Origin of the sequence: Phaeobacter sp. BS52 (assembly GCF_045040595.1) — a bacterium.
Lineage (GTDB): Bacteria > Pseudomonadota > Alphaproteobacteria > Rhodobacterales > Rhodobacteraceae > Phaeobacter > Phaeobacter piscinae.
Genome location: NZ_CP090662.1, coordinates 2,509,376 through 2,523,500, shown reverse-complemented (window position 1 = coordinate 2,523,500; position 14,125 = coordinate 2,509,376). Strand labels below are relative to the sequence as shown.

At 60.1% G+C, this 14,125-nt stretch carries 14 protein-coding genes; 11 read left to right on the top strand and 3 right to left on the bottom strand.

Features of this window, described 5'->3' with window-relative positions; all coding sequences use genetic code 11:
* Positions 1-3 precede the first annotated feature (3 nt).
* From L0Z65_RS12215 to L0Z65_RS12185, 7 genes are all read left to right on the top strand, one after another.
* On the top strand, positions 4-885 hold the full coding sequence (locus L0Z65_RS12215; RefSeq protein ID WP_040171410.1) for an ABC transporter permease subunit: 882 nt from the start codon (positions 4-6) through the stop codon (positions 883-885).
* A gap of 12 nt (positions 886-897) precedes the next feature.
* Entirely contained in the window at positions 898-1,944 is a 1,047-nt protein-coding gene (locus L0Z65_RS12210) for an ABC transporter ATP-binding protein (RefSeq protein WP_040171407.1), read from the top strand.
* The gene (locus L0Z65_RS12205) at positions 1,941-2,942 is read left to right on the top strand and encodes an endonuclease/exonuclease/phosphatase family protein (RefSeq protein ID WP_096870436.1); all 1,002 of its coding nucleotides are present in this window, start codon (positions 1,941-1,943) and stop codon (positions 2,940-2,942) included. The genes L0Z65_RS12210 and L0Z65_RS12205 overlap by 4 nt, the downstream gene beginning before the upstream one ends.
* 102 nt (positions 2,943-3,044) lie before the next feature.
* On the top strand, positions 3,045-4,115 hold the full coding sequence (locus tag L0Z65_RS12200; protein ID WP_405107946.1) for a bifunctional transcriptional activator/DNA repair enzyme AdaA: 1,071 nt from the start codon (positions 3,045-3,047) through the stop codon (positions 4,113-4,115).
* A gap of 119 nt (positions 4,116-4,234) precedes the next feature.
* On the top strand, positions 4,235-5,755 hold the full coding sequence (gene gpmI, locus L0Z65_RS12195; protein ID WP_405107944.1) for a 2,3-bisphosphoglycerate-independent phosphoglycerate mutase: 1,521 nt from the start codon (positions 4,235-4,237) through the stop codon (positions 5,753-5,755).
* Positions 5,752-6,936, top strand: coding sequence for a murein hydrolase activator EnvC family protein (locus tag L0Z65_RS12190; protein ID WP_405107941.1), 1,185 nt, complete (start codon positions 5,752-5,754; stop codon positions 6,934-6,936). The genes gpmI and L0Z65_RS12190 overlap by 4 nt, the downstream gene beginning before the upstream one ends.
* A 3-nt stretch (positions 6,937-6,939) precedes the next feature.
* On the top strand, positions 6,940-8,283 hold the full coding sequence (locus L0Z65_RS12185; RefSeq protein ID WP_405107939.1) for a S41 family peptidase: 1,344 nt from the start codon (positions 6,940-6,942) through the stop codon (positions 8,281-8,283).
* A 93-nt stretch (positions 8,284-8,376) separates the two neighbouring features.
* Here the strand turns inward: L0Z65_RS12185 and L0Z65_RS12180 are convergent, their stop codons facing one another.
* Positions 8,377-9,246 (bottom strand): helix-turn-helix domain-containing protein, encoded by an 870-nt coding sequence (locus tag L0Z65_RS12180; RefSeq protein WP_405107936.1) that lies wholly within the window; start codon positions 9,244-9,246, stop codon positions 8,377-8,379.
* Between the two features lie 88 nt (positions 9,247-9,334).
* Between L0Z65_RS12180 and pobA the strand changes: the two genes are divergently transcribed.
* Positions 9,335-10,516, top strand: a complete 1,182-nt coding sequence (gene pobA / locus L0Z65_RS12175; RefSeq protein ID WP_405107933.1) for a 4-hydroxybenzoate 3-monooxygenase — start codon at positions 9,335-9,337, stop codon at positions 10,514-10,516.
* A 9-nt stretch (positions 10,517-10,525) separates the two neighbouring features.
* On the opposite strand, the gene L0Z65_RS12170 is transcribed toward pobA, so the two are convergent.
* Positions 10,526-11,182 carry an NAD(P)-dependent oxidoreductase gene (locus tag L0Z65_RS12170; RefSeq protein WP_405107931.1) on the bottom strand — a complete coding sequence of 219 codons (657 nt, stop codon included), beginning with the start codon at positions 11,180-11,182 and terminating at the stop codon, positions 10,526-10,528.
* A gap of 8 nt (positions 11,183-11,190) precedes the next feature.
* Positions 11,191-11,388 carry a hypothetical protein gene (locus tag L0Z65_RS12165; protein WP_405107928.1) on the bottom strand — a complete coding sequence of 66 codons (198 nt, stop codon included), beginning with the start codon at positions 11,386-11,388 and terminating at the stop codon, positions 11,191-11,193.
* Here L0Z65_RS12165 and L0Z65_RS12160 point away from each other — a divergent pair.
* From L0Z65_RS12160 to L0Z65_RS12150, 3 genes are all read left to right on the top strand, one after another.
* Positions 11,378-12,307 (top strand): ABC transporter ATP-binding protein, encoded by a 930-nt coding sequence (locus L0Z65_RS12160; protein ID WP_405107925.1) that lies wholly within the window; start codon positions 11,378-11,380, stop codon positions 12,305-12,307. The two genes, L0Z65_RS12165 and L0Z65_RS12160, sit on opposite strands and share 11 nt — an antisense overlap.
* Positions 12,304-13,065, top strand: a complete 762-nt coding sequence (locus L0Z65_RS12155; RefSeq protein WP_024098559.1) for an ABC transporter permease — start codon at positions 12,304-12,306, stop codon at positions 13,063-13,065. The genes L0Z65_RS12160 and L0Z65_RS12155 overlap by 4 nt, the downstream gene beginning before the upstream one ends.
* Before the next feature lie 191 nt (positions 13,066-13,256).
* Positions 13,257-14,054, top strand: coding sequence for a S49 family peptidase (locus tag L0Z65_RS12150; protein ID WP_405107921.1), 798 nt, complete (start codon positions 13,257-13,259; stop codon positions 14,052-14,054).
* The last annotated feature ends 71 nt before the right edge of the window (positions 14,055-14,125 follow it).

Sequence of the window (14,125 nt, the reverse complement as noted above, 5' to 3'; positions counted from 1 at the left end):
GACATGGCTGACCAAACACCCGTCCAAACGCCACGCCGCTCCATCAACTGGGGGGCTATAGGCGACCACACTGTGCTGATCCTCGGCTCGCTGTTCATGTTGGTGCCGCTGATCATGGTGGTGCTGACCACCACGGTGCCGGATGTGGACATCATCAAATACGGCCCGCAGCTGAAAATCGGCGATCAGTTCGATGAGAATTTCGAGAAGGCGATGTTTGAGGCGTCTGGGTTCTCCGGAGCGAATACCGGGACCCGAATGCTGTTCAACTCTTTCGTGCTGGGCATCGGTTTTGCGCTTGGCAAGATCGTGATCGCGATGATGGCGGCCTATGCCATCGTTTACTTCCGCCTGCGGTTCGCCTCCCTGGCATTCTGGGTGATCTTCACCACGCTGCTTCTGCCGCTGGAGGTGCGTATTCTGCCTTCTTATGAGGTCGTGCAGCAGCTGGGTATGCTGAACACCTATCAGGGGCTGATCATTCCGCTGATCGCATCGGCCACGGCGACGTTCTTCTTCCGGCAGTATTTCCGGTCGATCCCCGAAGAACTTGTTGAGGCTGCCCGCATCGACGGGGCAGGGCCGGTGAAGTTCTTCATCGATATTCTCGTGCCGCTGTCCAAAACCATGATCGCAGCGATGTTCATCATCATGTTTGTCTTTGGCTGGAACCAATATCTCTGGCCCACGATGATCACGACCGAAGAGGACATGTATACGCTGGTGCGGGGGATCAAGCAGATCACCCAGACCCTGGAAGGCACCAATGTGCCGGAATTCGGTCGCGCAAATCTTCTGGCAGTGATTGCCATCCTGCCCCCGGTGGCAGTCGTCATTTTCTTCCAAAGCTGGTTCGTCAAGGGCCTGACGGAATCCGATAAGTAAGGACTTCACACAATGGCTCAGGTTACCCTGAATTCTGTACGCAAGGTCTACCCCAACGGGGTTGAGGCCGTCACCTCCTCCAGCTTCAAGATCGAGGACGGCGAGTTTGTCGTCCTGGTCGGCCCGTCGGGCTGTGGCAAATCCACCCTGCTGCGCATGATCGCCGGTCTGGAGGATATCACCGAAGGTTCGCTGGAGATCGGCGACCGGGTGGTGAACAACGTGGATCCCGCAGATCGCGATATCGCGATGGTGTTCCAGAACTACGCGCTTTATCCGCATATGACCGTGCGCAAGAACATCGCCTACGGTCTGAAAAACCGCAAAACCCCTGCGGATGAGATCGAGCGCAAGGTGGCCGAGGCCGCCAAGATGCTGAACCTCGAAGAGTATCTGGACCGCAAACCGTCTCAGTTGTCCGGTGGACAGCGCCAGCGGGTTGCCATGGGCCGTGCCATCGTGCGTGACCCGGCATTGTTCCTGTTCGACGAACCTCTGTCGAACCTCGATGCCAAGCTGCGCAACCAGATGCGGATTGAGATCAAGGCATTGCAACGTCGGTTGGGCGTGACCTCTATCTACGTGACCCACGATCAGGTCGAAGCGATGACCATGGCGGATCGCATCATCGTGCTGAACGGTGGCCGTATCGAACAGATCGGCACCCCGTCTGAGATCTACCACAACCCGGCGTCTGTCTTTGTGGCATCCTTCATGGGCGCCCCGCCGATGAATCTGATCGACGCCACCATCGCCAACGGCCAGGTGACATTGCCGGATGGTGTCTCCATGGGCGCGCTGGACACCTCGGCCCAGGGCGCGGTCAAGCTGGGTATCCGGCCGGAGGACGTCCAGCTGGTCGCCGAAGGTGGCCTTGCCATCAACGTGGAGCTGATCGAAGAACTCGGCGCCCATCGACTGCTGCATGGCAAACTGGGGGGGCAACCCTTCACCATTCACGTACTGAAGGACATCCCGGTTGATCCCGGCACCCATCAGATCTCGGTCGATCCAGCTGCGATCTGCCTGTTTGATGCGGAAAGCGGCCAGCGACGATGACACGGGTTCTGGACAGTCTGCCGTCGGTTTCATCCGATCTGCAGGCGCGGATCAAGGCGGCGCCGCGCAATGCGGTGGCGCATCGGGCGCTGATGGCTGAGGTGCCGGCAATGTCGGCCTTGCAATCCGGCGGTCAGGCCTCTCTGGAGGTCTTGACCGCCTCGGTTTCTGTTGTTGCCTGGAACGTCGAGCGCTGCCTGTTCCCGGAGGATACGGCCCGCCATATTCAACCTCTCGCCCCGCAGGTCGTCCTGCTGTCGGAGGTGGATCACGGCATGGCCCGCACCGGTCAGCGCCACACCACCGAGGCCATGGCGGAAGCATTGGACATGGCCTATGTCTTTGGCGTTGAGTTCCATGAACTGGATCTGGGTGGCCCGACCGAGCAGGCATTTTGCACGGATGATTTCAACCTGTTTGGCTGGCATGGGAACGCCATCCTCTCGGCAGTTCCGCCAGAGCGTGTCACCCTGATCCGGCTGGATGACCACGGCCACTGGTTTTCCTCCGATGAGGTGCCCGCCGATCCGGAACAGCCGCGTCTTGGCGGGCGGATGGCTATCGCGGCGGTCCTGCCGACTGAGGCGGGGCCGATTTGCGTTGTCTCCACCCATCTGGAAAGCAATGCTGACGCCGACCACCGCCATGCGCAATTCGACCGTCTGCTGCATGCAATCGAGGCGTTTGCGCCGGATATGCCGGTGCTGATCGGCGGTGATCTCAACACTGGCAACCATTTGCCGCCTGATTTCGACTGGCAACGTGAGACGCTGTTCGATCTGGCGCGCGCGCATGGCTATGACTGGTCGGCGACCCCGGATGGTGTCACCACACGGCCAAGCCTTATCACGCCGCATCCGGACCGGCAGATGAAACTGGATTGGTTCTGCACCCGTGGTATGCGCTCAACGGAAAACCGTCTGGTGTCTTCAGTTGATGAAAATGGCCGTCCGCTGTCCGATCACGATGCCGTCTGGTGCCGCGTCGCGCTGGACTGATACGGGCGCATGCCAGAGGCTGCCAAACCAAAAAACCTGCCGCCGCATAATCCACGCCTGATTATCGGCGGCAGGCTCAGGGCCATATGCTAAACAGGGCATATGTTGTTTGATCTTCCTGACCATGAGGCGCTGTATCAGGCGCTGCTCAATCGTGATGACCGGTATGACGGGCAGGCTTATGTCTGCATCGCGACCACCGGCATCTTCTGTCGCCTGACCTGCCCGGCACGCAAACCCAAACGCGAGAACTGCCAGTTTTTCGGCAGCGTAGGCGAATGTATCGAAGCGGGGTTTCGCGCCTGCAAACGGTGCCACCCCCTGCGCCCGATGGCAGAGGCAGATCCCGCAGTGGCCACCCTCTTGGCGGCCCTTGACCAACGCCCGGACTACCGCTGGGGGGAGGGGGACATCACCCGCATGGGCTTTGATCTCTCCACGGTGCGCCGCAGTTTCAAGCGGCAGTTTGGCATGACCTTTCTGGAGATGGCCCGCCAGCGCCAGCTGCGCGAAGGTTTCACCGTGTTGTCGGACGGCGGCAAGGTGATCGAGGCGCAGCTGGATGCGCAATTTGACTCCCCCAGCGCGTTTCGCGCCGCATTTGCCCGCCTGTTGGGGCACGCGCCTGGTAGCCTGACCGGCGAAGGCCTGTTGCTGGCGGATTGGATTGCGACACCGCTTGGTGACATGATTGCCGTTGCCAGCAAGACAGAACTGCATTTGCTGGAATTCGTGGAGCGCAAGGCGCTCAAGGGCGAATTGGACAAATTGCAACGCGCGGTGAAAGGCGACCTCGGCATAGGTCCCACACCGCCGAGCGAGCAGATCCGGGCGGAACTGGATGCGTTTTTTGCGGGGCGTTCGGCGCGGTTTGAGACTCCTTTGGCCTATCATGGCACAGCCTTCATGCAGCAGGTCTGGGATGCGCTGCGACAGATCCCACCGGGCATCACCCGCAGCTATTCGGAGATTGCGCGCACCATTGGCCGCCCTGATGCCACCCGTGCTGTTGCCCGCGCCAATGGCGCCAATCAGATCGCTTTGGTGGTGCCTTGCCACCGGGTGATTGGTGCGGATGGGTCGCTGACCGGATACGGTGGGGGGCTGTGGCGCAAACAGCGGCTCTTGGACATTGAGCGCCAGTATCGCACATCGGCGGCGCAGCCGGTCTGAGGGGCTCGCCCAAGACCGGAGGGGCGAGCGGATAGCCCCTCCAGACCGATCGGCGGTTTCCCAATCCCCGGCAAATCTGTAGAAGGCAGTAACGCCACTCAGAGCCGGAGCCTGAAACCATGTCGACGCCCAAACCAGTTGTTCTGTGTATCCTTGATGGTTGGGGCAATGCCGATCCAGGAACCGCCAATGCGCCCTATCTGGCACAGACACCAACGCTCGACGAGATTGCCAAGACCTGCCCAATGGCGCGGTTGATCACCCATGGGCCGGATGTCGGCCTGCCAAGCGGGCAAATGGGGAACTCAGAGGTGGGCCACACCAATATCGGCGCTAGCCGGGTGGTGGCAATGGATCTGGGCCAGATTGATCTCGCAATCGAGGATGGTTCGTTTTTCGACAATGAGGCGCTGCAGGGTTTCATTGCCCGGCTGAAGGAAACCGGCGGTGCGGCACATCTCATGGGGTTGGTTTCGGATGGCGGCGTCCATGGCCATATCACCCATATCCTTGCGGCGGTGAAGGCGATCCGCGATGCGGGTGTGCCTGTCTGGCTGCATGCGATGACCGATGGGCGCGATGTCGCCCCGAAATCTGCTCTGGATTTCGTCACCGCCCTGCAAGGCGATCTCGCGGAGGGCGCGCGTATCGCCACCGTCACCGGGCGCTACTATGCGATGGATCGCGACAATCGCTGGGAACGTGTCAGTCAGGCCTATGACGCCATGATCCTTGGCCGCGGGCAATATGAGGCGGAGACCGCCGCGGACGCGATCAAGGCCAGCTATGCCCGCGATGAGCTGGATGAGTTTATTAAGGCCACGGTGATTGATGGGTATGGCGGTGTGAAGGCCGGGGATGGCATTTTCTGCCTGAATTTCCGCGCCGACCGCGCCCGCGAGATCCTGCGCGCTATGGGGGAGCCGGGTTTTGATGCCTTCGATACCGGGGCATGCCCGGAGCTGGCTGCATTACTGGGCATGGTGGAATATTCCGCAGGTCATAACGAATACATGCAAACCGTGTTTCCCAAACGCGCGATCATCAACACTTTGGGTGCCTGGGTGGCGAGACAGGGCAAGCGCCAATTCCGCCTCGCCGAGACGGAGAAGTATCCGCATGTGACCTTCTTCCTCAATGGTGGCAAAGAAGACCCGGAGGAGGGCGAAGACCGCGCCATGCCGAAATCGCCCAAGGTTGCGACCTATGATCTGCAACCGGAAATGTCAGCGCCTGAGGTGACCGAGCGGTTTGTCGAGGCGATTGAGGCAGGCTATGACCTGATCGTCACCAATTATGCGAACCCGGATATGGTTGGTCATACCGGTGATCTAAGTGCTGCGATCAAGGCCTGCGAAGCGGTCGATCAGGGGCTGGCCAAGGTCGCCGCCGCGTTGAAGGCCGCAGGTGGCGTGATGCTGGTCACAGCTGATCATGGCAATTGTGAAGTGATGGTCGATCCTGACACAGGCGGTCCGCACACCGCCCATACCACCAATCTGGTACCCGTCGCGCTGGTCGGTGGACCGGCTGGGGCGCAGCTGCGTGATGGCCGTCTCGCAGATCTGGCGCCAACGCTTTTGCAGCTGATGAACCTCCCGAAACCGGATGAAATGACCGGAGAGAGCCTGCTGGCATGAGTTCAGCTTGCGGCATCTTTTGGCCTGATGTTGTTCGGCGTGGCTTGCAGGCCTCTGCCCTTGCGCTGGCCTTGTCAGTATTGGCATGGGGCGCAAAGGCGGCAGAGGATCCCGCAACAGCGGCGCAGCGGGCGGCCAACCAGCTGGAGACCGCCACGCTTGAGCTTCAGCAGGCGGAAACTGCACGGGACCGCGTTACTGCATTGACCGAAACCGTCCGCGCCTACGAGGCCGGGCTGGCTGCCATGCGCGATGGCCTGCGCCGTGTCGCGCAGCGCGAGGGGCAGTTGGCGGCCCAGCTGAAAGCGCGCGAAGATGATGTGGCGGATTTGCTCGGGGTTTTGCAGACCATCGAGACCGCACCACCACCGGTGCTGATGCTGCACCCCTCGGGGCCGCTTGGGGCCGCGCGCTCTGCCATGACATTGGCTGAGGTGACACCGGCCTTGCAGGCGCGGGCAACCGCGCTGCGCCGTGATCTGGAGGAGGTCCAGACGCTGCGGCTGCTGCAACAAAGCGCCGCCAATACCCTGAAGGAAGGTCTGAACGGTGTGCAAGAGGCCCGCGTGAAACTGTCTGCCGCCATTGCCGACCGCACCGATCTGCCACGCCGCTTCACCCAGGATCCTGTGCGAACGGCCATTCTGATATCCTCGACGGAGACGCTCAGCGGGTTTGCCAGCGGGCTGGCTGAAATCGCAGAGGGGGAGATCGCAACAATTGAGGCCGATGTCAGTGCTTTGCGAGGCGAGCTGCCGATCCCCGTCGAAGGGCTGGTCCTGCGCGGCTATGGTGAGAAAGACGCCGCTGGCATCGCCCGCCCCGGCTGGCTGATCGCGGCACGTCCGCGCGCGCTGGTGGTGTCGCCCACCGCCGCCACGATCCGCTATCAGGGGCCGCTGCTGGATCTTGGCAATGTGGTCATCCTCGAACCGCAGCCCGAGACGCTTTTTGTGCTGTCGGGACTGGCCGAAGTTTACGGAACCATGGGCGAGGTCATCCCCGCAGGAACCCCGGTTGGCCTGATGGGGGGCAAAAACCCGGAAATCGGCGCCATTTTGTCACTAAGCGGTGAAGGGGCTGGAACTGACCGCACAGAAACGCTCTATATAGAAGTGAGAATGGACAACAGTCCGGTGGACCCCGAAACCTGGTTCCGCACCGACAAGGATGGAAATTAGTTCATGAGAAAATTCGCGATGGCCGCAGTGGGCGGCACGCTGGCAGGGATACTTGCCACCACCTATGTAGCTGAGCCGCTTCTGGCCCAGGAAGGCAGCCGGGAGGCCAGCGTTTATGAGCAGCTGGACCTCTTTGGGGACATCTTTGAACGCATCCGCGTGCAATATGTCGAAGACGTCGATGAGACTGAGCTGATTGAAGCGGCCATTGGTGGCATGCTCGCCTCACTGGACCCGCATTCCAGCTATCTCTCCCCGGATGATGCCGCCAATATGCGGGTGCAGACCCGTGGCGAATTTGGTGGTCTGGGCATTGAGGTCACGCAGGAAGAAGGCTTCGTCAAAGTGGTCTCGCCCATTGATGGCACCCCTGCGGATGAGGCCGGGATGGAATCGGGCGACTTCATCACCCATGTGGATGGCGAAAGCGTTCTGGGACTGGCTCTGGACGAGGCGGTGGATCTGATGCGCGGGCCGGTTGGCTCCGAGATCGTCATCACCGTTGTGCGCGAAGGTGAGGCGGAGCCCTTTGATGTGTCGATCATTCGCGACACCATCAAGCTGACAGCCGTACGCGCCCGGACCGAGGATGAAACGGTTGTTCTGCGCCTGACCACCTTCAACGACCAGACCACGCCCAACCTTGAGGCGGGTCTGAAAAAGCAGCTGGAAGAGGCTGGCGGCATGGACAATGTCAACGGTATCGTACTGGATCTGCGCAACAACCCGGGTGGTCTGCTGACGCAGGCGATTAAGGTGGCGGACAGCTTCCTCGACAGCGGTGAAATTGTTTCTACCCGTGGGCGGAATCCTGAGGACGGCGAACGTTTCAACGCGACGCCGGGCGATCTGGTTGACGGCAAACCCATCGTGGTGCTGATCAACGGTGGCTCGGCTTCGGCATCTGAGATTGTTGCGGGTGCGCTGCAAGATCATCGCCGTGCCATTGTGGTCGGCACCAAATCCTTTGGCAAAGGGTCGGTCCAGACGGTGATGCCGCTTAAGGGGGATGGTGCGATGCGCCTGACCACGGCGCGGTATTACACGCCCTCTGGCCGTTCGATCCAGGCGCTCGGGGTGTCCCCGGATATTGTCGTGGAACAGCCGCGCCGGGATCCAAATGCGGAAGAGGAAGAGGACAATACCTCCGCCGCCCGCCGGACCCGGTCTGAGGCAGACCTGCGGGGGCGTCTGAACAACGACAGCCTTTCCGAGGATGAGATCCGCCAGATCGAGGAAGACCGCGCCAAAGCCGAGGCCGCAGCGGAGCGCCGCGAAGAGGATTATCAACTGGCCTATGCCATCGACATTCTGAAAGGTCTGTCAAAGCTAGGCCCGGAAGAGTAAGCGCCAGCCATCTGGCCGAAACCAATCAAACCGCCCCGTGAGCGATCCGGGGCGGTTTCTTTTTGACCATCTGTCGAGACAGCGACGGTTTATTCAGGTGGCAACCCGCCTGCGGTGACATGCTAAGCGAAACCGTCTTGGCGGCAGCCCGGTCCCCCGCGCAAACACACGGCTGAAATGGGCGGGGTCAGCATAGCCAAGCTCATAGGCGATCTGTGCTGCACTCAATGTCGTGTAAATCAGCAGGCGACGCGCCTCACGTAGCATCCGCTCGTTGATCAGCTGTGAGGCGGATTGCCCGGTGGCCTGATGGCTGATCCGATTGAGGTGCGTTGTCGAAACGGCAAGTTCACGTGCGTAGTCGCTGACCTGACGCCGGGCACGGAAATCCCGGTTTACCAGTGTTTCGAACCGGGCGAACAATTGATGCGCCTTCGGGTTGGCATCGCGGGACTGCTGCGCACCGATGTATTGCGCGACCGTGCCGGTGACCGCGCCCACAAGTCCACGTAGGATCGCTGTACGTGCAAACCCGTCGGCACCATAAGCATCACGGATCGCGGTGATAAGCTGTAACAAGTCATCCCGCAGGGGGGTGACCGCCGCACGATCCAGTGTTGTCAGAATGTCGGAACGATCGCCAAGCACCTGATCCATAAGGTCGGATGTCAGTGTCAGCACCCATCCTCTGGTGTCGCTGCTAAACCGGAACCCATGCACGGCGCCCCGAGGGATATTGATCATGCACGGGGAATGAAGATCCTGCTCGATACCGTCAAGCGTGGTCAGACCACCGCCTTGCGTCAGCGCCAAAATCTGATGCAACCGGGCATGGCGATGGGGCGTCAGCGACCAATCATGGAGCGAGGACCGTGCCTCAATGCTCTCGATATGCAGAAGATCCGCCAGTTCTGTATTCTCCCCAAACAGGGAGTAGGTGGTTATCGCCTTTGGATCAGTCATGTACGAAATATACAAGAATGCGGCGATTGGGTCTATTCGCAAGATGGCGGAGTTTCGGCATGATGGGTGGGCGAACAGGAGAGAGCTGATGCAGAGCCAGACAACACAGGTGGTGATTGTTGGAGGTGGTCCCTCCGGGCTGTTGCTGTCGCAGCTGCTGCACCGGGCCGGGATCGACACAATCGTTCTGGAGCGTCAGACCCGGGACTACGTGCTGGGACGCATTCGCGCAGGCGTTCTGGAGCACGGGTTTGTGGACTTGCTGCGCCGGGCTGGCGCCAGCGCGCGCATGGACCGCGACGGTATGGTGCACCATGGATTTCACATTGCCCATCAGGGGCGGCTAGACCGTATCGACCTTGCGGGCAGCGCCAAGGGACAGACGGTGATGGTTTACGGCCAGACCGAGGTGACGCGCGATCTCTATGAGGCCCGTGACGCCATGGGAGGGCAGATCATCCACGAGGCCGCGAATGTCGCGCTGCATGATCTGACGACGGTGCGGCCTTATGTTACCTATGAACAGCAGGGCGAAACCCGTCGCATTGATACCACGTTCATTGTGGGCGCGGATGGGTTTCACGGGGTCAGCCGCAAGTCGATCCCGTCAGATGTCCTGCGTGAATACGAAAAGGTCTACCCGTTTGGCTGGCTCGGCGTGCTCTCGCAGACATCGCCCGCTGCGGATGAGTTGATCTATGCCCGGCACGACCGTGGATTTGCGCTGTGTTCGATGCGTAATCCTCAGTTGAGCCGCTACTACATTCAGGTGCCGCTGACCGACCGGGTCGAGGACTGGAGCGATGCCGCCTTCTGGGAGGAGTTGAAGCGACGTTTGCCCGACGATGTGGCGCGTGGATTGCAAACCGGGCCCTCAATTGAGAAGTCCATCGCGCCGCTGCGCAGCTTCGTGGCCGAGCCTATGCGCTATGGCGCGCTGTTTTTGGCGGGCGACGCCGCCCATATCGTGCCCCCCACAGGGGCCAAGGGGCTGAACCTCGCGGCCTCGGATATCCATTATCTGTACGAAGGTTTGTCTGATCACTTCCAGCGCGGTGATGATACTGCGCTGGACAGCTATTCCGAGCGCGCGCTGGCGCGGATCTGGAAAGCTGAGCGGTTTAGCTGGTGGATGACCAACCTGCTGCATCGCTTCCCTGACATGTCGCCAGCGGATCTGCGGCTGCAGCAGGCCGATCTCGACTATCTGTTCTCCTCGGACGCGGCGCAGGCATCTTTGGCCGAAAACTACGTCGGTTTGCCTTATTAGGGTCTGAACTCAGGCATTCCCCCAAGCGACAGTCAACCGCTTCTCGGGGCGATTTTGCTGCTCTGCCAGATCCATCAAGGCACCGCCAAAATCGGCAAAGGAAATCCGCGACAGCCCATCGGCATCGGTCACCAGCGTATCGGTGCCCCATTCGTAGCGGTCCCGGCGCTCTCCCTCCTGCAGCATCGCAGGTGGGCGCAGGCAGGTCCAATCCACATATGATGTGCTCTCCAGCAAATGATCCTGCGTGGCGCAGGCCTCTGCAATCGGACGTACGGCATCCGGCAGAAAGCCCGGTGCGCTCAGCACCGTTTCCCCGCTGCCGTCAGCCAGTTTCAAAAGGGCAGCGCCTCCGGTGATCAGAGCGGGGATATTGCCCGCTTCTGCGGCCCGCAGCACCGCTTGCGTCAACTCCACCAGCAAGGCGTCCTGCCCGGCGATCGGGCGCAATGCGCTGATAATGATCTGATGGCGGCGGGCAAGATCGGCCAGTTGCTCAGCGCTGGTCAACACATCCAGGGCGAGCGGTGTCACCAGCTGGTCGCCCAGTGGTCCGCGCAGGTCTGGATTGCGCGCAATCGCAGTCACACGGTGCCCGCGTTCAATGGCCTGCTGCACCGTGGCGCGGCCGACATCTCCGGTCGCCCCAAAAAGAAGAATATCCATGTCATGCCTCATATCTTGATGTCGAGATAGCTGATGATGTAAAAATAGTTTGACGTCAAGATAAAATCCGATCTGCACCAATGCACAAGATAATGCGCACCTGTAAACGCTGGCGCTGCAATCCCCGCTGGCGGTTGCGCAATGTTGGCGCTACCTTGCGCTGAACTGATGAGTTTACTTTTGAAGGAGGCAGCAATGTCAGCCATCCTATCCATTCGTGATTTGGAAAAGACATATGAGGGTGGGTTTCAGGCCCTCAAGGGGGTCTCGCTCGATATTGAGGAGGGCGAAATCCTTGCGTTGCTCGGTCCAAATGGTGCCGGTAAAACCACTTTGATTTCAACCGTCTGCGGCATCACAACACCCACATCAGGCCATGTCTCGGTCGGCGGGCACGACATTATTGAAGACTTCCGCGCCGCGCGCAGCCTGATCGGGCTGGTGCCGCAGGAAATCAATCTTGAGCCCTTTGAAACGGTCTGGAACTCCGTCAGATTTTCCCGCGGGCTGTTTGGCAAACCGCGCAACGATGCCTTGCTTGAGGATATCCTGCGCAAACTGTCGCTCTGGGACAAACGCAAGAGCAAGATTATGGAACTGTCAGGCGGCATGAAACGGCGCGTCCTGATTGCCAAGGCGCTTAGCCACGATCCCCGCATCCTGTTCCTCGATGAACCGACTGCTGGCGTCGACGTGGAACTGCGCAAAGACATGTGGGATGTGGTGGCAGAGCTGAAGCGCGATGGTGTCACCATCATTCTGACCACCCATTATATTGAGGAAGCCGAGGCCATTGCCGATCGGGTGGGCGTCATCACGAATGGGGAAATCCTGCTGGTCGAGGAGAAGGCCAAGCTGATGGCGCAGCTCGGTAAGAAGCAGCTGGAAGTCCAGTTGACCGACGGGCTGACAGCGGTCCCCGACAGCCTTGCTGCCTATGGGCTGACCCTGACCGAGGATGGTCGCGGGCTGATTTATTCCTACGATACCAACGCCGAGCGCACCGGCATCACGGCGCTGTTGAACGACGTGGCAAAGTCCGGCCTTACGCTGGCGGATGTGCAAACCCGGCAATCCAGCCTTGAAGACATATTTGTCGGGCTGGTTTCAGGAGAATCGACATGAACTGGACCGCAATCGCTTCAATCTACCGCTTTGAAATGGCGAGGTTCTTTCGCACACTGATGCAGAGCTTCCTGTCTCCGGTGCTGTCCACCTCGCTCTACTTCGTGGTGTTCGGAGCAGCTATCGGCAGCCGCATTGACCAGGTTGAAGGCGTGCCATACGGTGCCTTCATCGTGCCGGGTTTGATCATGCTCAGCGTGATGACACAGGCCACGTCCAACGCGTCGTTCGGGATCTATTTTCCAAAATTTATCGGCACCATTTATGAGTTGCTCTCCGCGCCGGTGAATTTCCTGGAGATCGTGATTGGCTACGTGGGGGCGGCGGCAACCAAGGCGCTGTTCATCGGCGTGGTTATTCTGGTGACGGCGTCGCTCTTTGTCGATCTGACCATCGCGCACCCGCTGGCTATGGTGTTGTTCATGGTGCTGACATGCGTCAGCTTTGCTCTTTTGGGCTTCATTATTGGGGTCTGGGCCAAGAACTTCGAGCAGTTGCAACTGGTGCCTTTGCTAATCGTCACACCACTGGTGTTTCTGGGCGGGTCGTTTTATTCAATCTCGATGCTGCCGCCGATCTGGCAGAAAATCACCCTCTTCAATCCGGTGGTCTATTTGATTTCCGGTTTCCGCTGGTCGTTCTTCGGCGCCTCAGACGTGCCCGTCGGACTTAGCCTGCTGGCCATCGGCGGCTTTACGGCGCTCTGTCTTGCGGTGATCTGGTGGATATTCAAAACCGGTTGGCGCATTCGCTCCTGATGCGCCATCAACACACGATATCGGGGCGGCCCTGATCAGGCTGCCCCAACGGCAGGCGATCTGTGCGAACCTCGCACGTATTAGGGGAACGTTGCAATTTTACCCAAGCTGCGCGGCTTTTTTGCCGCTGCGCTTGCTTCGTTCCGGCGCCATCCCTTGTTTCAGGTCAGTCGGCATTCTACATCGGCGACATGAACCTGAAATTGCCCTTCTTGAACAAGCCACCGCTGGTTGCTGTTGTGCGCCTCAATGGCGCCATTGGCATGGCCGGTCGCGGTGCACTGAATGATGCCGCACTGGGTCCGGTGCTGGAACGTGCCTTCCGCAAGGGAAAGCCTGCTGCGGTCGCGTTCGAGATCAACTCACCCGGTGGCTCACCCGTGCAAAGCGCCCTGATCGGCGCGCGTATTCGCCGCCTCTCTGAGGAGCTGAAGGTTCCCACCATCGCCTTTGTCGAAGATGTGGCGGCCTCAGGTGGCTACTGGCTGGCGGCCTCAGCGGATGAGATCTGGGCCGATGAAAGCTCGATCCTTGGCTCCATTGGCGTCATTTCCGCAGGCTTCGGTGCCCATGTGTTCCTGGCGCGTCAAGGCGTCGAGCGGCGGGTCTACACGGCCGGTCGCAGCAAATCGATGTTGGACCCGTTCCGTCCGGAAAATGCAGAGGACGTGAAGCGCCTGAAGCAGCTGCTGGGCGATATCCACGACAATTTCATCGCCCATGTCAAAGACCGCCGTGGCGACAAACTGGACACCAGCGAGGATCTCTACACCGGTGAGATCTGGCTCGGACGACGCGCCGTCTCCCTTGGTCTGATTGATGGCATCGGCCATTTGCGCCCCAAAATGCAGGCGCGCTTTGGTCCCAAGGTGCGGTTCCGCCGCTACGGCATTAAGAAGCCGCTTCTGGGCCGGATCGGTGTGCAGATTGCGCAAGACACGCTGAGCGGCATTGAGGAACGCGCCGAATACGCGCGGTTTGGCCTCTGACGTGATTTTTAAGATCGTTTCCCTGTTTCTTGTGGTGATGGCTGTGCTGGCGATGTTCGGCAAGCTGCGGA